Origin of the sequence: Bradyrhizobium manausense (genome assembly GCF_018131105.1) — a bacterium.
Lineage (GTDB): Bacteria > Pseudomonadota > Alphaproteobacteria > Rhizobiales > Xanthobacteraceae > Bradyrhizobium > Bradyrhizobium manausense_B.
Genome location: NZ_JAFCJI010000001.1, coordinates 2,000,079 through 2,020,452 on the forward strand (window position 1 = coordinate 2,000,079; position 20,374 = coordinate 2,020,452).

The 20,374-nt window shown below is 64.4% G+C and carries 24 protein-coding genes; 8 read left to right on the forward strand and 16 right to left on the reverse strand.

From position 1 onward, the window contains the following. Window positions 1-76: 76 nt before the first annotated feature. Entirely contained in the window at window positions 77-1,510 is a 1,434-nt protein-coding gene (locus JQ631_RS09360) for a caspase family protein (protein WP_212325675.1), read from the reverse strand. Window positions 1,511-1,721: 211 nt separating this feature from the next. Next, on the reverse strand, window positions 1,722-2,600 hold the full coding sequence (locus JQ631_RS09365; RefSeq protein ID WP_212325676.1) for a DMT family transporter: 879 nt from the start codon (window positions 2,598-2,600) through the stop codon (window positions 1,722-1,724). A 144-nt stretch (window positions 2,601-2,744) separates the two neighbouring features. Between JQ631_RS09365 and JQ631_RS09370 the strand changes: the two genes are divergently transcribed. Then, window positions 2,745-3,143 (forward strand): RidA family protein, encoded by a 399-nt coding sequence (locus tag JQ631_RS09370; protein WP_212325678.1) that lies wholly within the window; start codon window positions 2,745-2,747, stop codon window positions 3,141-3,143. A gap of 51 nt (window positions 3,144-3,194) precedes the next feature. Here JQ631_RS09370 and JQ631_RS09375 read toward each other — a convergent pair whose 3' ends face one another. From JQ631_RS09375 to JQ631_RS09385, 3 genes are all read right to left on the reverse strand, one after another. Then, complete coding sequence (locus JQ631_RS09375) at window positions 3,195-3,743, reverse strand: hypothetical protein (protein WP_212325680.1); 549 nt, start codon at window positions 3,741-3,743, stop codon at window positions 3,195-3,197. Beyond that, the gene (locus JQ631_RS09380) at window positions 3,688-4,038 is read right to left on the reverse strand and encodes a hypothetical protein (RefSeq protein WP_212325681.1); all 351 of its coding nucleotides are present in this window, start codon (window positions 4,036-4,038) and stop codon (window positions 3,688-3,690) included. The genes JQ631_RS09375 and JQ631_RS09380 overlap by 56 nt, the downstream gene beginning before the upstream one ends. Before the next feature lie 217 nt (window positions 4,039-4,255). After that, the gene (locus tag JQ631_RS09385) at window positions 4,256-4,843 is read right to left on the reverse strand and encodes a formyltransferase family protein (RefSeq protein ID WP_212325682.1); all 588 of its coding nucleotides are present in this window, start codon (window positions 4,841-4,843) and stop codon (window positions 4,256-4,258) included. Window positions 4,844-5,031: 188 nt separating this feature from the next. Here JQ631_RS09385 and JQ631_RS09390 point away from each other — a divergent pair, with 188 nt between their 5' ends. Continuing rightward, window positions 5,032-5,316 (forward strand): hypothetical protein, encoded by a 285-nt coding sequence (locus tag JQ631_RS09390; protein WP_212325683.1) that lies wholly within the window; start codon window positions 5,032-5,034, stop codon window positions 5,314-5,316. Window positions 5,317-5,655: 339 nt separating this feature from the next. After that, window positions 5,656-5,892 (forward strand): hypothetical protein, encoded by a 237-nt coding sequence (locus JQ631_RS09395; RefSeq protein WP_212325684.1) that lies wholly within the window; start codon window positions 5,656-5,658, stop codon window positions 5,890-5,892. 5 nt (window positions 5,893-5,897) lie between these two features. Here JQ631_RS09395 and JQ631_RS09400 read toward each other — a convergent pair whose 3' ends face one another. Next, window positions 5,898-6,200, reverse strand: a complete 303-nt coding sequence (locus JQ631_RS09400; protein ID WP_212325685.1) for a hypothetical protein — start codon at window positions 6,198-6,200, stop codon at window positions 5,898-5,900. Window positions 6,201-6,292: 92 nt separating this feature from the next. Next, window positions 6,293-8,341, reverse strand: coding sequence for an acetoacetate--CoA ligase (locus JQ631_RS09405; RefSeq protein ID WP_212328549.1), 2,049 nt, complete (start codon window positions 8,339-8,341; stop codon window positions 6,293-6,295). 253 nt (window positions 8,342-8,594) lie between these two features. Here JQ631_RS09405 and JQ631_RS09410 point away from each other — a divergent pair, with 253 nt between their 5' ends. Beyond that, on the forward strand, window positions 8,595-8,840 hold the full coding sequence (locus JQ631_RS09410) for a hypothetical protein (protein WP_212325686.1): 246 nt from the start codon (window positions 8,595-8,597) through the stop codon (window positions 8,838-8,840). A gap of 63 nt (window positions 8,841-8,903) precedes the next feature. Here JQ631_RS09410 and JQ631_RS09415 read toward each other — a convergent pair whose 3' ends face one another. Then, the gene (locus JQ631_RS09415; protein WP_212325687.1) at window positions 8,904-9,131 is read right to left on the reverse strand and encodes a hypothetical protein; all 228 of its coding nucleotides are present in this window, start codon (window positions 9,129-9,131) and stop codon (window positions 8,904-8,906) included. A gap of 257 nt (window positions 9,132-9,388) precedes the next feature. Here JQ631_RS09415 and JQ631_RS09420 point away from each other — a divergent pair, with 257 nt between their 5' ends. Further along, entirely contained in the window at window positions 9,389-10,111 is a 723-nt protein-coding gene (locus JQ631_RS09420) for an outer membrane protein (RefSeq protein ID WP_212325689.1), read from the forward strand. Here the strand turns inward: JQ631_RS09420 and JQ631_RS09425 are convergent. Next, window positions 10,095-10,337 (reverse strand): hypothetical protein, encoded by a 243-nt coding sequence (locus tag JQ631_RS09425; RefSeq protein ID WP_249160222.1) that lies wholly within the window; start codon window positions 10,335-10,337, stop codon window positions 10,095-10,097. The two genes, JQ631_RS09420 and JQ631_RS09425, sit on opposite strands and share 17 nt — an antisense overlap. A 178-nt stretch (window positions 10,338-10,515) precedes the next feature. On the opposite strand from JQ631_RS09425, the gene JQ631_RS09430 reads away from it, so the two are divergent. The 3 genes from JQ631_RS09430 to JQ631_RS09440 all read left to right on the forward strand — a co-directional run bounded on the left by JQ631_RS09430 (window position 10,516) and on the right by JQ631_RS09440 (window position 13,081). After that, window positions 10,516-11,610, forward strand: coding sequence for an AI-2E family transporter (locus JQ631_RS09430; RefSeq protein ID WP_433995518.1), 1,095 nt, complete (start codon window positions 10,516-10,518; stop codon window positions 11,608-11,610). Window positions 11,611-11,755: 145 nt separating this feature from the next. Beyond that, complete coding sequence (locus tag JQ631_RS09435) at window positions 11,756-12,148, forward strand: NUDIX hydrolase (protein WP_212325693.1); 393 nt, start codon at window positions 11,756-11,758, stop codon at window positions 12,146-12,148. Window positions 12,149-12,619: 471 nt separating this feature from the next. Further along, complete coding sequence (locus JQ631_RS09440) at window positions 12,620-13,081, forward strand: VOC family protein (RefSeq protein ID WP_212325696.1); 462 nt, start codon at window positions 12,620-12,622, stop codon at window positions 13,079-13,081. A 126-nt stretch (window positions 13,082-13,207) separates the two neighbouring features. Here JQ631_RS09440 and JQ631_RS09445 read toward each other — a convergent pair whose 3' ends face one another. The 7 genes from JQ631_RS09445 to JQ631_RS09475 form a co-directional block, all read right to left on the reverse strand. After that, window positions 13,208-13,495 (reverse strand): YciI family protein, encoded by a 288-nt coding sequence (locus tag JQ631_RS09445; protein WP_212325697.1) that lies wholly within the window; start codon window positions 13,493-13,495, stop codon window positions 13,208-13,210. A gap of 70 nt (window positions 13,496-13,565) precedes the next feature. Continuing rightward, on the reverse strand, window positions 13,566-14,540 hold the full coding sequence (locus tag JQ631_RS09450; protein WP_212325698.1) for a sugar ABC transporter substrate-binding protein: 975 nt from the start codon (window positions 14,538-14,540) through the stop codon (window positions 13,566-13,568). 43 nt (window positions 14,541-14,583) lie between these two features. Beyond that, entirely contained in the window at window positions 14,584-15,561 is a 978-nt protein-coding gene (locus tag JQ631_RS09455; protein ID WP_212325699.1) for an ABC transporter permease, read from the reverse strand. Next, on the reverse strand, window positions 15,558-16,508 hold the full coding sequence (locus JQ631_RS09460) for an ABC transporter permease (RefSeq protein WP_212325700.1): 951 nt from the start codon (window positions 16,506-16,508) through the stop codon (window positions 15,558-15,560). The genes JQ631_RS09455 and JQ631_RS09460 overlap by 4 nt, the downstream gene beginning before the upstream one ends. Beyond that, window positions 16,501-18,027, reverse strand: a complete 1,527-nt coding sequence (locus JQ631_RS09465) for a sugar ABC transporter ATP-binding protein (protein ID WP_212325701.1) — start codon at window positions 18,025-18,027, stop codon at window positions 16,501-16,503. The genes JQ631_RS09460 and JQ631_RS09465 overlap by 8 nt, the downstream gene beginning before the upstream one ends. Then, a complete protein-coding gene (locus JQ631_RS09470) occupies window positions 18,024-19,415 on the reverse strand; it encodes an FAD-linked oxidase C-terminal domain-containing protein (RefSeq protein WP_212325702.1) in 1,392 nt (463 codons plus the stop codon). The genes JQ631_RS09465 and JQ631_RS09470 overlap by 4 nt, the downstream gene beginning before the upstream one ends. 59 nt (window positions 19,416-19,474) lie before the next feature. Further along, the gene (locus tag JQ631_RS09475; RefSeq protein ID WP_212325703.1) at window positions 19,475-20,359 is read right to left on the reverse strand and encodes an intradiol ring-cleavage dioxygenase; all 885 of its coding nucleotides are present in this window, start codon (window positions 20,357-20,359) and stop codon (window positions 19,475-19,477) included. Between the last annotated feature and the right edge of the window lie 15 nt (window positions 20,360-20,374).

Consider the following 20,374-nt stretch of genomic DNA (forward strand, 5'->3'; position numbering starts at 1 on the left):
GCGTATGTGGCGACGGCATTGCCCAACGAAAAAGCCCAGCGTGAGCCGGGCTTTCTGTGTTTGGGAGAGAAGTGCCTCAGCGGCGGAACATGCCGCCCATCATGCCGCCAACCACGCCGCCCACGAAGGCTGCGCCGGCGTCACCGCCACCACCGCCGCCGCTGTGACGCGGCGCGGGAGCGCTCTGGGCCTGTGCAGGGGCACGGCGGGCCGGCTTTGGGCTGTCCTCGCTCGCAGTGGCCGGTGCGGCCGCCACGATCTCGGAGAGCAAGGCCTTGTGCTGGAGCTTGTTCAGGAAGCCCGTCGACGGATAGCCGCGGGCGGCCTGCCAGCGCTTCAGCACGGTGCGGGTCTCGTCGTTGAACGCGCCAGTGACCTTGGTGTCGAAGCCGAGGCCGTTGAGGCGGCGCTGCACGTCGCGGCGCTGCCCCTTGTCGAGGCCGATCTGGTCTTCGGTGAGCTGGCTGGCGGGATCGGTGAATGTTGCGGGATCAACGCCGGCATTGAGGTTGCGGGTCGTGGTCGACGGCCCGTTCTGAATCGCGGCGAGCCGCGCCAGCGCCAGTGCCTTGAACTGGCCGTTTGGATAGGTGGAGAGATAGGCGTTGAGCTCTTCCGGCTTGTTGGTTTCCTTCACCGAGCGCCAGTACTCGAGCTCGACACCGTCGGAGTTGCTGGTGGCCGCGGCCGCCGGCGCGCCGCTCGAGGCCGTCGGTGCCGCATTGGCGACCTGGGTGGCCGGCGCCTGATTGAGGTAAACCGCGCCAATCAAATTGGTGTGGCCCCAGGGCAGCTGGCCCTTGTGGGTCTCCTCGTTCACCTGCGCGCGGACCGAGGTCATCGCCTGCTGGATCTCGACGCCGGGCTTGGTGATGTTGTCGATCAGCGCGCGGGTAAAGGGGCTGTTGTTGCCCTCCTGGCCGTCGAGCGCGGTCTGGCCGGGGCCGGTGGCGAATGCGATCAGCGTACCTTCGCCGGATTTCATCTCGGCGAGACCGCTGCCGACATTGACGCTGCGGGTGGCGGAGTTCGACTTGATCTTGGCGGCAAACGGATTGTCGCGGCAGGCGTCGAGGAACACCAGCTTGACCTTGGCATCGCCCATGGTCTGGTCGAGCGTCAGGTCGATGTTGATGGCGGCGCCGAGCTTGACGTCCATCTCCGACTTGATGTCGGCATCGACAGGCAGGAGATAGTTGGTGCCGCCGACGGCGATGCCGTGGCCGGCATAATAGAACACTGCGACGTCGGAGCCCTGTGCCTTGCGGCCGAAATCGAGCAGCTTCTCCGTCATCTGGTCGCGGGTGAGGTTGGATCCTTCAATCACCTCGAAGCCGACATTGCGCAGGGTGGCCGCCATGGCTTTTGCGTCGATCGGCGGGTTGGGCAATTGTGCGACGTTCTTGTAGGCACCGTTGCCGACGACGAAGGCGACGCGGCGGTCCGCCTTCGCGGCGCTGACCGACAGCGCCATGCACATCAGCGAAACGATGATGGTGAGAGTGCGCATCTGAAATCCCCAACAGAATCGAATGATAGGCAGCAACAAATTGGCGTCGAACCTATACGAAAGCGCCGGACCTCGCGCCAGCAAAACGACGGTTCACCCAACTGACTCAACCCATTGCCTTGTGATCGAATGTGCACGATGGAATGCCCCTCCAACGTGATCCAAATCACGCTTGACCACTTTGATTGGTCGCGCCAGGCAGCGCGCGGGTTCACTGCGCGCGGGCGGGAACGGGGCTGGTGGCCGGCTTCAAATTGAGCAGATTGCCGCACAGGATCAGGGCCGCGCCGAGGACAGTCCAGGCGTCGAGCCGCTCGGAATACAGCAGCCAGCCCGCGGTCGCGGTGAGGGGAACCCGCAGGAAGTCCATGGGAACCACGATCGTCGCGTCCGCATAGCGCAGCGCGCTGGCCAGGCAGTAGTGCGAAAAAGTGCCGCAGACCCCGATGACGAAGAGCCAGCCCCAGAGCGTGGCCGACGGCCAGGCCCAGACGTAGAGCGTCGGCACGAAGCCGACGACCATCTGGACCATGATCATCCAGAACAGGATCGATAATGCGCTTTCGGTCCGGGTCAGCGATTTCGCCAGAGCCATGGAGATGCTGAAGCCGATCGCGGCCCCGAGCGCGATCAACTGGCCCGGATTGATCTCGCCGGTGGCCGGCCGCACGATCATGACGACGCCGACGACGCCAAGCGCGACGGCCGCGATCTTCCAGACGGTCATGCGCTCGGCCAGGAAGGTTGCGGCGAGCAGCGCGGTCCAGATCGGCATCGTGAATTCGATCGCGACGACCTGGCCGATTCCGATCAGCGTCAACGCGTAGAACCATCCGAGCTGCGCGAAATAATGCACGCCGTTGCGAGCGAGGTGCTGGGGCAGACGCTTGGTCGCGACGGCCTTGAAGCCGCCGGACCTGTAGATGATCGGCAGCAGCAGCGTGAAGCCGATCAGCGAGCGAACCTCCATGATCTGGAAAACGTTCAGGTCGCGCGTGGTCTCGCGCCCGGCCACCGCCATGACCAGCATCAGGGACAGCCAGCCGGCCATCCACAGCGCGGCCATCGTTCGTGACGGTGTTGTGCTCATCGATGCGGGAGACCGAACTCGAGGGGGAGGCCGGTATCGGCGACATTGCCGCTGTTTGCAACGGCCAAATCTGCGGATGCAGCGATGCAGGATGGCGTGCTAAGCCAAGCGCAGACCAACAAGAAAATCGGGAGATATCCGCTCATGCGTATCTTGCAGCCAGCCGAATGGAAAAAGCCGCGTGGTTTCTCGCATGGCGTGGTGGCGGAGGGGCCGGGCCGCTGGATCGTGCTGGCCGGGCAGACTGGCGGCGATGAGGCCGGCAATTACGAATCCGACATGGCCGCCCAGGTCGCGACTGCGCTGAAGCGGATCATCAAGCTGCTCGCAGAGGCCGGCGCCGGCCCCGAGCATATCGTGCGCCTGACCTGGTACCTGACCAGCCGCGGCGAATACGAGGCCGCGGGCGCCGGCATCGGTGCGGCCTGGAAGGAGACGCTCGGACGCAATTTCCCTCCGTCGACGCTGCTCTATATCGGCGGCCTCGTCGACGACCGCGCCAAGGTCGAGATCGAGGTCACGGCGTTCGTGCCGAACCCATAAAAAAGACCCGGCGAGGTCGCCGGGTCGATGATCGTGTCGGGTGCTGTCGGCTTACTTCGACAGCGAGATGTTGGCGCCGCGGAACTGGCTGTCGGCGCGCATGGTGACGTTCTGCTTGTTGCCTGAGGTCCGCAGCGAGATGTTGGCGTTGAAGCCGGCGGTCGCGGCGACCAGGTCGTAGTTTCCGCCGTTCCCCTTGCCTTGCAACGAGCCGCTGATGTTGCGGCTGGTCTCGCTCCAGTTGCCGACGATGGCGCCGCCCTCGGCCTTGACGTTGGCGCCGAGGTTGAACTTGTAGGCGTCGCTGGCGCAGGTCAGCGACATCTCCATGGTCGGGCCGACCGGAGCGTATTTGGCGCGGCAGCGGATCCGCTCGGTCGAGCCATCTTCCAGGGTGACGGTGCCGGAGCCGCTCCAGCTTCCCGCCAGCGGCGCGAAGGGGCCGACCTGGGCCTTGCTCTCCGTGCTCATGGCAACAGCTGTCACAAACAAAACGGCGGCCGCCACGAGCAGCCGCCGATTGAGGATGTTAGTCACGAATAGCTTATTGGCGCGATGCTTCCCACCGCCCGCTGCACGGTATGCCTGCAGATGCTCCATTCCACTTCCCCGATCCGGCGTTGCCGCTGAGTTGACCGTTGGCATATGCACCATTGATCGAAACTTTCACAAGACCCCCACTGCCGATGGTGCCGGAAACGTTAGCGCCGGGCGCGGTGATCTTGCCGTCGGCAACCGTCAGCATGGAGCTTGCGCTCGGTTCGCAGGTGCCGGTCTTGGTCACGATGGTGACCTGCCAGTTGCCGTCATAGGGGGTCTGGGCGAAGGCGGGCGCGGCGAAAGCGGCGGTGAAAACCGAGGCGGCACAGAACGCCGCAATGCGAGCAAAACGCATGAATTTCGTCCTTGAATCTGTCTGATATGCTGACTGTTATTCGGACAAAATGTGACAGAAATTTGGTGCGATGCAAAGTTGAAAATTGTTCCTGTGGAAACAATGGTTTATTTGCGTTTTCGGCTTCGATTTTCGAAGCGGAATCAAGGCCCCCTCACGTTAATCGTTAATTGGGGCGGAGGGAGCGACTCGGGACAGGCGGCTTACTCGGGCTGACTTAGGACAGGCTTGGGGCGGAGGTCGCGAACTGCTCGTCCTGCGCCTTGGACGGCAGGGCCTTGTGGACCTTGGCATAGTCGATCACATCGGCCAGCAGCTTGAGGCCGAGCGGAGCCAGTGCACGCTCCCAGAGCTCGCGGGCGGTCTCGCCCTTCTTCACGAAGCACCATTCCTGGGCGGCGATGGCGCCGGCGTCCATACGCTCGGCAAGATGATAGATCGTGCCGCCGGCGATCGGGTCGCCTTCCTTGATCGTCCATTCCACCGCGGCCTTGCCGCGATGGCGCGGCAGCAGCGAGGGGTGATAGCCGATCCCGCCGAGCTTGGCGGCCGCCAGCGCGTCCTTGCCGATCCGGGCATGGCTATGGGCCGTGATGATCAGGTCGGTGTCGGGGGCGATCTCGGAGGCCACCACCAGCTTTGGATCGGCCTGCACCACCACCTCGATGCCGGCAGCCTTGGCGGTCGCGGCCAGGCGGTCGTCGGCGTCGGCCACCACGACCCGCACGACCCCAACGCCGTGTTCGCGGAGCATGTTCAGGGTGGTCACGCCGAAATGGCGGGAGCCGACGAGGGTAATGCGCATGATTGTCCGATCCGTGCCGCGGCTGCGTCATCCCCCGATAACACGTCCGGCCGCCCTGTCACCACCTGCGCGGCGTTTGCGCCGGTTATCAACAATGCGAAGGGGGCTGGCGCAATGAACTCCGCCATTGCGCTGCCGGCTGTTCCGGTGCTTCGATACGCATGGTGCGACCTGTCCGGAGCGAGCCCATGCGAAACGCGTGGTTTATCCTTCCCGCCATCCTGATTGCGGCAGCTCCGGCTCATGCCGGCGGGCCCTATCCGGTGGTGCCGCCGGAAACCGGCGTCGCGCCGTTCATCGGCCCGACCTGGGACGCCTATCGCTGCGCGGATGGGACGATCTTCAATTTCTACCACGGTGCCTATTACGGCGAGGAGCCGCCGGCGCTTGATCGCGGCTATGCCTACAGGCCGTATTATCGCTACAGCGCCTATCGCAAATGGCCGCGCAAATATGTCTGTGTCACGGACTGAGCCGTTGCCGCGCGGACACGGTCGACAGCAATCATCCCAGTGCCGGTTCCTCTGTTTGGTTTTTAACAGAAGGAATTAGCCGTTTGCCGCTAGACTACGCGCACCGGGGCTGGCCAAATTTCATTCCGGATCCGTTTTCAAACCCGGCTAAAGGCCGCTGGCATGATCGCCAGCGGCCTTTTTTATTGCTGCCACCCCAAAATCATCAAACGGTAACGCGTTCTCAACCTCGCTGTCGTATCGACGAATCCGTCGCGGATTTGTATTGCGTACCGCGACACCAAAAATGTCCCGCCGGTGCGAGTGCGCCGCGCGGGCATTTTTGCCGGGGCCGATGTCATGTCGAACGCAATTGCGCAGATCGTGGACGCCTATGTGCGGCTGAAGAACCGCCGTGGCCTCGACGAGCTGATGATGCACAGGCAGCGGCTCGCCGTCGATCTGAAGAGCAGGTCAGGCGCCTATGATTTCAGCCTGCCGATCGGCAAGATCGACGAGGAGATCGCGATCATCGAGCAGGGTCTCAGCCGCCTCAAGGCTGAATCCGCCGAGACGGGCACGCCGCGTCCGGTCTGACGCGCTCAATCGTGCCGACCGCCCTGGATCACGGTGAACAGCGGCCGCGCTGCGGTCGGCTCCTCGAGCAATTCCTCCACCAGCGCGGTTGCCGCATCGACATATTTGCGCGTGGGCTTGTCGAGCTCGCGCTTCGCCTCGTCATCGAGTGCGATCTTGGCGGCCTCGACCAGCTTGCGCATGCGCGCGCCGTGGTCGTCGCCCGCCGTCAGAGTCGCGCGCGCCAGCGAGCGCAGCACGAACAGCTCGCCCTCGAGGCGGAGCAGACGGTCGTTGAGCCTGGTGATGACGGCGTTGAGGTCGGCCATGGCACATTTTCGTTGCGGACGATGCCGCCTGATCTAGCGGCGATCCGTGAACGGAGTGCAAACAGCACCGGCGCAATTGAGACCATCTCCCGTCAGGCCGCGGTTCGCGCCAGATAGTCGCGCGCAAAGGCGAGGTACCAGTCGAGGCAGGCGGGATTGGCCATCGCCTCCTTGTTGATGACTTTCTCGACGGGCTGGCCGAGCAGCAGCTTCTTGATCGGCAGCTCCTGCTTCTTGCCGGACAGCGTGCGCGGGATCTCTGCGACCGCAAAAATCTCGTTCGGCAGGAAGCGGCGGGACAGGCCGGCCTCGATCGCCTTGTTGATCCTGGCCAACATCGCGCTGTCGAAGGCAACGCCTTCGCGCAGCACGACGAACAGCGGCATGTAGCTGTCGCGCCCGAGATATTCGAGGTCGACGACGAGGCTGTCGAGCACCTCCGGCAGCGCCTCGATCGCGGAATAGAGCTCGCTGGTGCCCATGCGCAGCCCGTGCCGGTTGATGGTCGCATCGCTGCGGCCGTAGATCACGCAGGAGCCGTCCGGATTGATCTTGAGCCAGTCGCCGTGCCGCCAGACGGGGCCGCGACCGCTGCCGTCGAAATTATCGGGATAGGTCTCGAAATAGCTGGCGAGATAGCGCGCGTTGCCCTTGTCGTTCCAGAAATAGAGCGGCATCGACGGCATCGGCTCGGTGCAGACGAGCTCGCCGACCTCGTCGATCACGGCGCGGCCCTGTTCGCTGAAGGCTTCGACGGCGGCGCCGAGCAGGCGGCACTGCATCGCGCCCGGCGTCTGCGGCAATTCGCGGTTGCCACCGATGAAAGCGCCGGCGAAATCGGTGCCGCCGGAAATGTTCGCCCACCAGATGTCGGCCTGCGCCGCGCTGCCGTTGATTTTCGACAAGCCGGCGAAGCGCGCGTTGAACCAGGCCTGCGTGTCGGCGCTGAGCGGCGAGCCGGTCGAGCCGAGGCAGCGCAGCCGCGACAGATCGCCGGCGGCGGTGAGATCGATCTCCGCCTTGGTGCAGTTGGCAAAGAACGCCGCGCCGGCGCCGAAGAAGGTCGCTTTCGACTGCGCCACGAAACGCCACAGTGTGGACCAGTCGGGCTTGTCCCGGGTGCCGCCGGGGCTGCCGTCGAAAATGCAGCAGGTGGTGCCGCTCAGCAGCCCGCCGACCTGGCTGTTCCACATGATCCAGCCGGTCGACGAGTACCAGTGATAACGCTCGCCGAACGAATTCTCGTGGTAGGAGCAGCCGATGTCGTTGTGCAGGCCGAGCAGCGCCAGCACCACGATGACGATGCCGCCATGGCCATGCACGATCGGCTTCGGCAGCCCGGTGGTGCCGCTGGAATAGACGATCCAGAGCGGATGATCGAACGGCAGCCACATCGGCTCGAAGGCGTCGATCGCAGCGCTCGTCCTTGCGTTGATCTCGGAGAGCAGGGCGTCCGGTGCCGCAGGCGCGGCGGCTTCGCTGTGCAGGATGACGTGCTCGACTGACGGCAGCGATCGCCGCAACTCGGCGACGACGTCCTTGCGGTCGTGCTTGCGGCCGGCATAGGTGACGGCATCGCAGGCGATCAGCACCTTCGGTTCGATCTGCTTGAAGCGGTCGATCACGGCAGGCGCGGCCATATCGGGGGCGCAGAGGCTCCAGACCGCGCCGATGCTGGCGCTGGCGAGAAACGCGATGATGGTCTCGGCGATGTTGGGCAGATAGGCCGCAATGCGGTCGCCGGGCTTGATCCCCTTGTCCTTCAGATGCAGCGCGAGCGCGGCTGCCTTGCGCCGCAGCGCCGGCCAGCTGGTCTCATGAAGCCGGCCATCCTCGCCGCTGCTGACGATCGCGGGCAGGCCCGCGGCATGCGCCGCGTCGACATGCCGGAACACCTGCCGCGCATAGTTCACGTTAGCGCCGGGAAACCAGACCGCGCCGGGCATCTTGCGCTCGGTGATGGCGGCCGCAAACGGCGTCGGCGATTGCAGATCGTAATAATCCCAGATGCTGCGCCAGAACGCATCGAGATCGCGCACCGACCATTGCCGCATCTCCTCGTAATTCGAGAAGGTCAGGCCGCGCCGCGCGGCGAGCCAGTTGCGGTAGAGGGCGATCTGCGGAACGAAAGGAGCGGTCATCATGTATCGGCTTCAGTTGCGGGGAGGGCGAACTTAGCCGCTGTCGCACGCCAGCAAAAGCCGCGCATCCGCGTCGAATGGCAGGCATGACGCCGCCTTCCCGCGTCGTATTCGGCATGTTCCGATGCGGCAGCCACGGTTGATCTAAGTCAACGCAGCCCGGGCTCCGGCGGCCACGTTGGGTTGGACCGCGTTGGGGCGGTCCCCATCACCACTTTGCGTGCACCGAGGGAGGATCACGATGCGTCTTTCGATGAAGTCAATATCTGCCGCAGCGATCGCGGTTGCCGGTCTGCTGGGATTTGCGAATATCACGCTCAGCCCGACACCCGCGAATGCCGTGGTCTATTGCCAGTACGTCGATTATCCGCCGTCATGCGTCGCGAGGGCCGGCGTGGTGCTGCGGCCGCGTCCGGTTGCGCGTGCTGCGGTTCGTGCCGGTACCGCGAGCGGGACCAATCTGAATGGCGGCGTCAATCGCGTCGGCGTGCGCCGCTAGGCGGACGGCTTGCGGGTCGCGAAGTCCGGTCACGGAAGGATCCGGCTTCGGGACCTGCGATTGCTAATACTGCACCCCGGCCCAGCGGCGGCCGAACACGGCCGGCTTGGTCTTCACCGCCTGCCAGCCGAAGAAATGGTGCTTGCCGGACCAGCTATGCACCACGCTGCTGCAAATGCTGCATTTGAAGCTGCCGGTATGCGGCTCGCCGTGCTCCTCCCGGGTCGCGGTGTAGTTCATGCCGCAACCGGTGCAGGTGAATTCCTCGATCGTCCAGATGCTGTTGGCCATTGTACCGCAAGTGTTTTGGGACCTGCGACGAAGCCTAGGTGCGAGCCTTTGCATCGGCGTAAACCGGTCGGCCGAAATCCGGTTAATCGTCGTTAGGCAAACCTCGCGGTAGCAATTGATATTGCAGGTTTTTCCCGGTTTTTTCAGCGCCCGTCAGTCCAAATCGCGCCGCCGGTCGGTCCAAGCGCATCCTCGAGCGGACAGTTAGATTTTACCCCGCAGCCTCGATTGAGAGGCGGACAAACGGGGGACGTGCCATGGGGAAGAAACTGGTTCTGACGGCTGCGCTGTTGTCGCTGGCAACGCCGGCCTTTGCGGCCGATATGATCGAGCGCGCGCCGGTGAAGGCGCCGATACCGCCGGCACCGATCTTCACCTGGACCGGATTCTATATCGGTGCCCATGGCGGCGGGGCCTGGAGCAAATGGACCGGCATCGACCCGACCGATCCGACGTCGACTTGGAGTTCGGTCTCGGCGAGCGGCGGCGTGGTCGGCGGCCAGATCGGGGGCAACTATCAGATCAGCAATTTCGTGGTTGGCCTCGAGGGCACCGGGGCCTGGTCGAGTGTCACGCTGAATGCCGGCGGCCCGTTCGGCGGCGGTGCCGGCTTCAACCTGTCGGTGAAGAACGACTATATCGCGACGGTCGCCGGACGCTTCGGCGTCGCCTTCGACCGCGTGCTGCTTTACGCCAAGGGCGGTGCGGCGTTCACCCGCGACAAGTACAGTGCCAATAACGGCCTGGCCGGCGCGCTCGCCGGCTCCGCCGCAGGCAGCTTCAACCGCACCGGCTGGCTCGCCGGCGGTGGCGTCGAATGGATGTTCATGCCGAACTGGTCGATGCGGGCCGAGTACAACTACCTCGGCTTCGGCGCCATCACCGAGCAGCCGGTGACGACGGGCAATCTGGTCTCATCGCCGGCCAATGTGAAGCTGAACATCCAGACCGCCACGGTGGGCATCAACTATCACTTCTAGCCTGTGCAGGGGCCGAGACCTCGGGCTTGCGATCCGCGTCGGCCCGCCCGGGCCGCATGTCGCGGTCGATGCGCATCTGCACACGCCGGATGGCCAGCAGGGGCAACCGGCCCTGGACCCGTCCGGAGCGGACCCTGTCGCCGATCGTGTAGCCGTAGCGCCAATAGCCGGGTGCGGCATTCGGCTCGATCGCATAATGAATGCCGCGGTGAATACCTGCGTGCACTTCGGGCTCTCGGGGGTGGCGCGCCATGCTTCGGGAATGCCCGGCGGGACAAGGCGTTCCTAATCGGCTGGTGCCGCACCCAATTCCGCTCGTCTTGACGCCCGGCCCGGGGCTCGCAATAACGCTGGGCCGCGCAAGAGCCGGAACCCGCGTTGATGCCGCAAGGAAAGCCGTGCCTGTGAAAAGTCTGCGTCAGCTCCTGACGGGCGAGGATGTCATTCAGCTCGTGATCCGGCTCGGCCTGTTGGCGCTGCTGATCATCTGGTCCTTCCTGATCATCCGGCCGTTCGTGCCGATCCTGGCCTGGAGCTCGGTGCTCGCGGTGGCGTTCTATCCGGCGTTCAGCTGGGTCGCCAAGGTACTCGGCGGACGGCCCAAGACCGCCGCCGCGATCCTGACCCTGATCACGCTCGGCATCGTGCTCGGCCCCGCCACCTGGCTCGGCCTCAGTGCCGTGGACGGGGTGAGGGAGCTCGCGCACGAGCTCGGCACAGGTGATCTCGCGCTGCAGTCGGCGCCCGAGCAGATCAAGTCGTGGCCCCTGATCGGGCCGACGCTCTACGAGCTGTGGGACCAGGCCTATAACAACATCCGCGCCGTGTTGCGCGAGGTTGCGCCCTATCTTCAGCCGCTGGCGGGACCGCTGTTGGTGCTCGCGGGCGATGCCAGCCTCGGCACGCTCCAGTTCCTGGTCTCGGTGTTCGTGGCCGGCTTCCTGTTTCCGCACGGGCCAAGGCTGGTTGCGGCCGGACGTGGTTTCCTGTCGCGCATCGTGCCCGAGCAGAGCGAGCATTTCCTCGAGCTTGGCGGCGCCACCATCCGCGCCGTGGCGCAAGGCGTCATCGGCGTCGCCATCGTGCAGGCGCTGCTGGCCGGAATCGGCTTCAAGCTCGCGGCCGTGCCCAGCGCGGGCCTGCTCGCCTTCATCGTGCTGCTGCTGTCGATCGTTCAGATCGGCGCGTTCCTGGTGCTGCTGCCCGTCATCATCTGGATCTGGACCGCCAAGGACGTCACCACGGCGCTGGTGCTCACCGTGTTCTTCGTCGTGGTCGGCTTCATCGACACCATGTTGAAGCCGCTGGTGATGGGACGTGGTCTCAACACGCCCACCATCGTGATCTTCGTCGGTGTCATCGGCGGCACGCTCGCCCACGGCATTGTCGGCCTGTTCATCGGGCCGATCATCCTGTCGGTGGCGTGGGAGATCGCGGCGGCATGGATCGGCTCGGCGGGGAAGCGGGCGGCAGAGCCGCCCATGGCCGACGAGACCTGATCGCGCGGCACGCGCGGATTACAACTGTCTAGCAAGATGTGGACAATTGCCGGGGGCGGCGTCGACCGGACCGGCCATCGAACTTGTCTAATGAAATAGACAAGTTACGATGGCATCCAGATTCTTTTCTCGGTTTGCGACAGGTATGGCGAAGTCTTCCAAGCTGGTTGCCGCCAAACGCGGCAAGGTTTTGTTGGTCAGGCGACGGGTGGACGGCCTCTGGATGTTCCCGGGGGGCCGCAAGCGTGCGCGCGAAACCGACAAGGCCTGCCTCCGGCGTGAGATCAAGGAGGAGCTGCCCAAGCTGAAGCTCGGCCGGATCAGTCTCTGGAAGGAAGTGACGGCCAAGAACAAGCGTTCGGGCCGCAAGATGAGCGATGCCATCTTCATCGCCAAGAGCGCCAAGGGGCGCCTCGCCATCGGCGACAAGAAGGAGCTCGACCGCGCCGCCTGGCAGAAGCCGCGGGGAATTCGGCTGACCGCCACCTCGCGCTACATCCGCGATCGGCTGTTTCCGAGGAAGCCACGGCGGAGCTAGCCGCGCCGGATGTGACAAATAGTCCGGCCATCCCGCACGGCATGTGTGAACCAGTTCACAAACCGCCGCTGAAAGGACTGCTATAGAGGCGTTATTGCCTTACCAATTGATTTTTTTGAAACGCCCCAGCGCCCGCAAGCGCTGGGGTTTTTCGTATGAGCTTGGCCATCCGCGGGCGGAGATATTTCCGTAGCTGATGGCTGTCGCAAGCATCGGACTGTCAGCCCTCTGGCTGAAAGCTGCGCCGGGAAGCCCGGTTGTGACCCGTTGCGGACATTGCAGACAATTGGCATCGTCGCGCGATGATCAACAACTGACTTGCCGATATGGGTACATGGGCCGTCTGTTTGATTGCTCATCGCGCTGCTTGCATGAGCGCAGTGGCCCGTGTGTTGCCGGTACACCAGCATCATTACATCAATTGGATTCCATTGGCTTGTCACGAGCCGCTGTTGGATGGGAGGACAGAACATGCAAATCAACGGTGTTGCCCACACATTCATCACAGCCGGAAATTTTTCGTCTGCACGCGCTTTCTATGGACAGCTATTGCCATTTCTGGGCCTTACGATCGTTGCCGATACTGTGAACACCTTCTATTGCGTCGGTGGTCGTACCGGTTTCGGCATTCATGCTCCGGCAGAGGAGTATGCCGGGCAACGATTCCGCCAGGGCTCTGTCGGGCTGCATCACCATTGCTTTCGTGCGCGAGAACGTGCCGACGTCGACGAGGTCTATGAATTTCTCTTAAAGATCGGCGCACATATCGTCCATGAGCCGCAGGAGGACAGTTTTGCTCCTGGCTACTACTCGGTGCTGTTTGAAGATCCAGACGGTACACGGTTGGAGATCAATCATGTCCCGGGCAAAGGACTTCTCGCGCCCAACACAGAGATCGGCGGCGGCTATGCCGACGGTTCGCAGAACGGCTAGCCGGAATTACCGCTTCGCACCTTGAGGTCCGCCGTCGAAGCTAGAGTGGACTAAACTCTGAAGATGCCATTATCCGCTCGCGGTCCATCTGCGGCCACGAGCAGAGTCCAAGGGACGCGCCGCTGCTTAGCCCTGCCGCCGCAGGAACCCCGTGATCGTGACTTTCTCCCAGATGCCGGCGGCCGCGAACGGATCGGCGCGATTGAAGGCCTCGACCTCTGCACGGCTGGGGGCCTCGATCAGGAACAGGCTGCCAATCATGGTGGCGCCGTCGTCGGCGACCAGCGGTCCTGACATCACGATCTTGACGCCGAAGCGGGATGTGTCGCTGAGGAAAGTCTTGTGAGCGTCGTAATTGGCAATCCGCGTCGGCAGTGCGCCGGTGCGGTCGACGGCATGAATGGCGAACAGCATGATGACTCCAGTCTTCTTGGGGACGGCTGCGTCATCAGCCGTCCCATGGCTTGATTGGAACGAGGCGCGGTTACTTCGCGCTGAGCTTGCCGGCTTCTTCGAAGGTCGGGCAGGTGCGCTGCTCGAGCGGCTGGTCGAACGGCTGGTAATTGTCCTTGGTGATGACGGTGGGCTTCAGCACGATCTCGCTGATGACAGGCTGCCCGCGCAAGCTGCGGACCGCCATCATGGTGCCGAGACAGCCCTGGTAAAAGCCGTTGTAGTCGCCGCTCGCCAGCAGCTTTCCCGTCTTGATGGCGTCGATGGCCTCCTTGGTGCCGTTGATGCCGATCACCTGGGCCTTGCGGTTGGCGCCGTCGAGCGCCTCGATCGCGCCGACTGCCATGGCGTCGTTGGCGGCGAGCACGCCGTCGATCTGCGAATTCGACTGCATCAGGTTTTCCATGACCTGGAGGGCCTGGAGCCGCTGATAGTTGCCGGGCTGCGAGGCCAGCAGCTTGGCGCCCGGGTTCTCCTTCAGCGCGTCGTTGAAGCCGCGGACGCGGTCGACATTGGTCAGCGAGCCCTTGACGCCCTCGATGATGACGATGTTGCCCTTGCCGCCGAGCGTCTTGAGCAGGAAGCGCGCTGTCTCGAGCCCGAGGCTGTAATCGTCGGCGCCGACGAAGGAGAGGAATTTCCCGCCGGCCGAGCGGTCGGTGATGTTGACGACGGGAATCTTGGCGTCGTTGATCTTCTCGACACCGGGCACCATCGCCTTGTAGTCGACAGGCGTGAAGACGATCGCGCTCGGCTTCTTCACCACGACGTCCTCGATCTGACTGAGCTGCTCGGGGATCGAGTCCGGCTTGGTCGGAATATACTGAAGCGTCTTGGCGTTCAGCGTCTTCGCCATGTTGTCGGCACCGACCCGCACCGTCTGGAAGAACGGGTTGGTCTGGTTCTTGGTGAACACGGCGATGGTCTCGCCGTCGGCGCGCGCCTGCGTCGTGAACGCGGCTGCCATCACCAGCGGCAGTGCGAGATAGCCCAGTCTCTGTTTCATGTCGTCTCCATCCCCATTTTGGTTTGTTGGATTGCTTGCGAACTCATTGCGCGCGGCGGCGCGTTTTCATGTCGAGCCAGACCGCGACGATCACGATGATGCCGGTGACGAGCGGCTGCCAATTGGCGCTGACTGACAACAGGTTCATGCCGTTGAGCACCAGCGTCAGGATCAGCGCGCCGATGAAGGTTCCGAACACGGTGCCGACGCCGCCGAACAGCGAGGTGCCACCGATCAGCACGGCAGCGATCGCCGGCAAGGTCAGGCTTTCGCCGATGTCGGCCTCGGCGGAATTCAGCCGGGACAGGAAGATGATCGAGGCCAGCCCCGCCATGGTGCCGGAGACGGCATAGACCAGCAGAAGCCGCCGCGTGACGGGAATGCCGGAGAGGCGGGCGGCAACCGGATTGGCGCCGATCGCATAGATCTCCTGGCCCCAGATCGTGCGCTGGGCAAACAGCGTTCCGATCCCGAGGAACACCAGCAGCAGATAGACCGGGATCGGCAGGCCGAACAGATAGCCGCTGCCGATCTGGCGGAAGCCGGCCGGGAAGCCGTGCAGCGTCTCGCCCGCCATGTACCAATAGGTCAGGCCGTTCAGCACCCAGAGCATGCCGTAAGTGGCGATGAAGGAGGGGATGCGCAGCGCCGTCACCATGATGCCGTTGAGGAGACCGACGATGCCGCCGCAGGCAAGCCCGGTCAGGATGCCGAGCGCTGGCGAGCCGGTCGAGTGGATCACGGTCCCGGCGATGCAGGCGGACAGCGCGACATTGGCGCCAACCGAGAGATCGAGGCCGGCGGTGAGCACCACCAGAGTCAGGCCCGAGGCGATGAAGAAAGTCAGGCTCGCCTGGCGCAAGACGTTGAGGATGTTGCCGAGGCTGAGGAAGGAATCGTTCAGCACCGCCAGCGCGGCGCAGATCAGGAACACGGCGAGCAGCCGATAGAACAGCTGGATTGCGTCCTGTGACAGGAACGAACGTGGCGGCGACAGCGCTTCCTTGCTGATGTCGGTCATGACCGGCTCCGCAGGCCGTCGAGGAACAGCGCGACGATGACGAGGACGCCGACGCTTGCGACCTGCACCGAGGAGGGCAGCGAGATCAGGTTCAGCCCGTTGCGCAACACGCCGACGGCGATGACGCCAAGGAGCGTTCCGAGCAACCAGCCATTGCCACGCTCGAACGAGGTGCCGCCGACGGCGACCGCCGCGATCGCATCGAATTCGAGCCCGAGGCCCGCGGTCGGGTGCCCCGAATTCATACGCGCGGTCATCAGGAGGCCCGCGATGCCGGCCATGGTGCCGCCGAGCGCGTAGACAGCGATCAGGAGCTTGTTCGGCGACAGGCCGGCATACCTCAGCGCCTCGCGATTGCCGCCGAGGGCGAACACGTAACTGCCGAAGCGGGTGTGATAGAGCAGGCCGTGAAAGACCCCGTAGCTCACGAGCGCCAGCACGATCGGCAGGGGGATGCCTGCCAGCGTCGCTGAATAGATGTCGCGCACGCTGTGGGGAATGCCGACCACGCTCTGGCCGTCGGAGACGATCAGCGACAGGCCCTGCGCCATGCCAAGCGTGCCGAGCGTCGCCACGAAGGGCGGGATGCCCAGGATAGCAACCAGCCAGCCGTTGACGGTGCCGAAGGCCGCGCCGACCAGCACGCCGGCGCCAAGGCCGAGCAGCATCGACTTGGTCGCAAGCGAGACGATGGCGACGCAGAGCGACGTCAGCGTCAGCACCGCGCCCATCGAAAGATCGAGTCCCTCGGTCATGATGATCAACGTCATCGGCAGCGCCAGCATGGTCAGGATGGTCGACTGCACCAGCACGTTGGAGAGATTGGCCGGGGTGAGGAAGCCGGGCGCAATGGCACCGAACAAAACAATGAGTGCGCCGAGCACGATGGCGACGCCGGGAATGCGCTGCAGCGGATTGGAATGGGAAACGACCGCGGCCTCACGCATGATGCATCCCCAATCGCACGATGTTCTCCTCGGTCAGCTCGTTGCGCGCAAGATGCCCGGCGACGCGGCCCTCGCGCATCACATAGGCGCGGTCGCAGACATGGCAGATCTCGATCTGCTCGGAGGAGATCATCAGGGCCGCGGCGCCTTCGGCGACCAGCCGGTCGATCAACGCAAAGATCTCCGATTTGGCGCCGACATCGATGCCCCGTGTCGGCTCGTCGAAGATGAAGAGCTTTGCGCCGGCTGCCAGCCACTTGCCGATCACCACCTTCTGCTGGTTGCCGCCTGAGAGCAGGCCGACGGTCTGGCGTGCACTCGGGGTCGCGATGCGGAGCTGCCGGATCAGGCCATCTGCGCTGCGCTGGCCGCTGCGCGGATCGAACAGCCCGCTCGGGAACAGTTTTCGCAGGGCCGACACGACGAGATTGTCGCCGACCGAACGCAGCAGCGCGAGCCCCTCGCTCTTGCGGCTTTCCGGAATCAGCGCGATGCCACGGCGGGCGGCCACGTCAGGTTCGCCCGAGATCGGCTTGCCCTCGAACACGATCTCGCCCGACGCAACCGGATCGGCGCCGAAGATCGCGCGCGCGACTTCAGTGCGGCCGGATCCGACCAGCCCGCAGAGGCCGACGATCTCGCCGCGGCGCACCTCGATGTTGATGTCGGAGATGCCACTCGGTGAGGTCAGGCCCTTGACCTGAAGCAGCACTTCGCCGGGCTTGTCGGCGAAGTTGCGCGGATAGGTCATGTCGACGGTGCGGCCGACCATCATGCGGACGAGCTGATCGGGCGTGACGTCGGCCGGCTTGACGCCGTCGATGCGGCGGCCGTCGCGCAGCACTGTGATGCGGTCGCCGAGCGCGAACACTTCGGCCATGCGGTGTGAGATATAGACGATGGAGACGCCGTCGGCCTTCAGCCGCGCGATCAGCGCGAACAGCAGCTCGGTCTCGCGGTCGGAGAGCGCGGCGGTCGGTTCGTCCATCACCAGGATGCGCGCGTTCTGGCTGATGGCTTTCGCGATCTCGACCATCTGCTGCTGGGCGACGCCAAGTGTGTTGACGACGATGGACGGGTCGATGTCGAAGCCGATCGTGTCGAGCAGGCGCCTGGCATCGGCCAGGATCTTGCGGCGATCGATGGTTCCAGGGATCCGGCCTTTCGGCTCGCGGCCGAGGAAGATGTTCTGGGCGATGTCGAGATAGGGGACGAGCGAGAACTCCTGGAAGATCACGGCGATGCCGAGCTTCTGCGCGTCCGCCGTCGAGGCGATCGTGACCTTCTCGCCTTTGTAGAAGAACTCGCCGGCATCCGCGCTGTAGGCGCCGCACAGCACCTTCATCAGGCTCGACTTGCCGGCGCCGTTCTCGCCGAGCAGCATGTGCACTTCGCCGGGGTAGAGTGCAAAGGACACATCATCCAGCGCCTTGACGCCCGGAAACGTCTTGCTGATGCCGCGCAGTTGCAGCAGCGGTACCGCCGCGGTCTCGCCGGGATCGTTCACGTGGGCGTTCATGGCCGCGCTCCCGCAAAGATCTTGCCGGGGTTCATCAATCCCAGAGGATCGAGCGCGGTCTTGATCGACCGCATCACGTCGACGGCTTCACCGAGCTCGTCGGCGAGATAGTCGATCTTGCCGAGCCCGATGCCGTGCTCGCCGGTGCAGGTGCCGTCCATCGCGATGGCGCGGGCGACCATGCGGGCCTGCAGCGCCTTGGCGCCGTCGATCTCCTCCGGCTTGGCGGGATCGACCAGGATCAGCATGTGAAAATTGCCGTCGCCGACATGGCCGACGATGGGCGCGGTAAAGCCGTGTTCGTCGGCATCCCTGCGGGTGTCGGTCAGGCATTCGGCGAGTCGCGAGATCGGCACGCAGACATCGGTGATGACGGCGCGCGCGCCGGGCCGCAGGCCGAGACCGGCATAGAGCGTGTTGTCGCGGGCATGCCAGAGGCGGCTGCGGTCTTCCGGCGCCTTGGCCCATTCGAAGCCGCGGCCGCCATGCTCGGCAGCGATCGCCTGCGCCAGTTCGGCCTGCTCGGCAACCGCGCTCTCCGAGCCGTGGAATTCGAAGAACAGCGTCGGCGCCTCGCGATAGCCGAGTTTTGCGTAGGCATTGATGCCGCGCATCATGACGTCGTCGAGCAGCTCCACGCGCGCTACCGGAATGGCCGCCTGGATGATGCCGATCGCGGTATCGACCGCGTTGTGGAGGGTGTCAAAGCTGCACACCGCCGCCGAGATGGCCTGCGGCAATGGATGCAGTTTGAGCGTGATTTCGGTGATGACGCCAAGCGTGCCCTCGGCGCCCACGAACAACCGGGTCAGATCGTAGCCGGCCGCGGATTTGCGTGCACGCTTGGCCGTGCGGATCACGCGGCCGTCGGCAAGCACCACTTCCAGCGCCATGACATTGTCCTTCATGGTGCCATAACGCACCGCCATGGTGCCGGAGGCGCGCGTCGACGTCATGCCGCCGATCGAGGCGTCCGCGCCGGGGTCGATCGGGAAGAAGAGGCCAGTGCCGCGCAGCTCCGCATTGAGCTGCTTGCGGGTGATGCCGGGCTGCACCACGACATTCATGTCGCTGTCGTGGACATCAAGCACCTTGTTCATGCGCGCGAAGTCGATGCAGACGCCGCCTGCGACCGCCGACGCATTGCCTTCGAGCGAGGTGCCGGCCCCGAACGGCACGATCGGCATGCCTGCGCCGGCGCAGAGCCTGACGATCTCGACGACTTCCGCCGTCGTCTCGGGGAAGACGACGATGTCGGGGGGCAGGGCGCGATAGTAAGATTCGCTCTGACCATGCTGATCGAGCACACTGCGCGCGACGGTCGCACGCGGACCGATCACGCCCGTGAGGCGCTCGGCCAAAGCGGCAGTGTCGATCCGCGGTCCCATCGTCTCTCCCCGTCGTCCTTGTCGCGGACCGTTGTCGGTCCGTCGATTCGACATTCGGCTTACGCCGCTTGCGCCTTGCTCGCGACCTGCTTCAGGCCGAAATCATAGTTGAGGTGATAGTAGGCCGCAGCCACCGTGCGACCATCCGGCGCACGGCCGGCGGGGCAGTGCGCGAAGTCATGGATCAGGCTGTCCTTGACGCCGAACACCACGTCGCTGTCGAGATATTTGTCGCCCGCGACGAACACGTGCGTCACCAGCTGCTCGAAGCCCGGCGCCGAGATCATGAAATGCACGTGCGCCGGACGCCAGGGATGGCGGCCCTGGGCTTCCAGCATCTCGCCGACCGGACCGTCATGCGGGATCGGATACGCCGCGGGCTTGATCGACCAGAAATGGAAGCGGCCGTTCTGGTCGGTGTGGAAGCGCGCGCGCATCGCGAGATTGCCGATCTCGTCGAGCTGCTGCACGTCATAATAGCCGTCATTGTCGGAATGCCAGACGTCGACCACGGCGCCCGCGAGCGGCTTGCCGTCGACCGTCGAGACCGAACCGGTGACGATCATGGGATCGCCTTCCATGGTCCCGGAAATATCATCGCCGCTCTGCTTCTCGGGCGCGGCCTGGACGAAAAACGGACCCAACACGGTGGTCTCGGTCGCGCCGTCCGGCACCGGATGGTTGACCGCATCGACCAGCATGGAGGCGCCGAGCGTGTCCGACAGCAGGATGAACTCCTGGCGGTTGCCGTCGCACATGTGGCCGGTGCGGGTCAGGAAGTCGATGCCGTATTCCCATTCCTTCTGGGTCGGCCTGATTTCGCGCAGGAAGGCGTGGAGGTGGCGCACCAGCGCCTCGCTGACCTGCTTGATGCGCGGATCGGTTGCGCCTGCGATGCGCTCGAGCACGGCGTTGGTGATGTTGGTCTCGCTGAAATTACGCAAGTTCGTCTCCGTCGA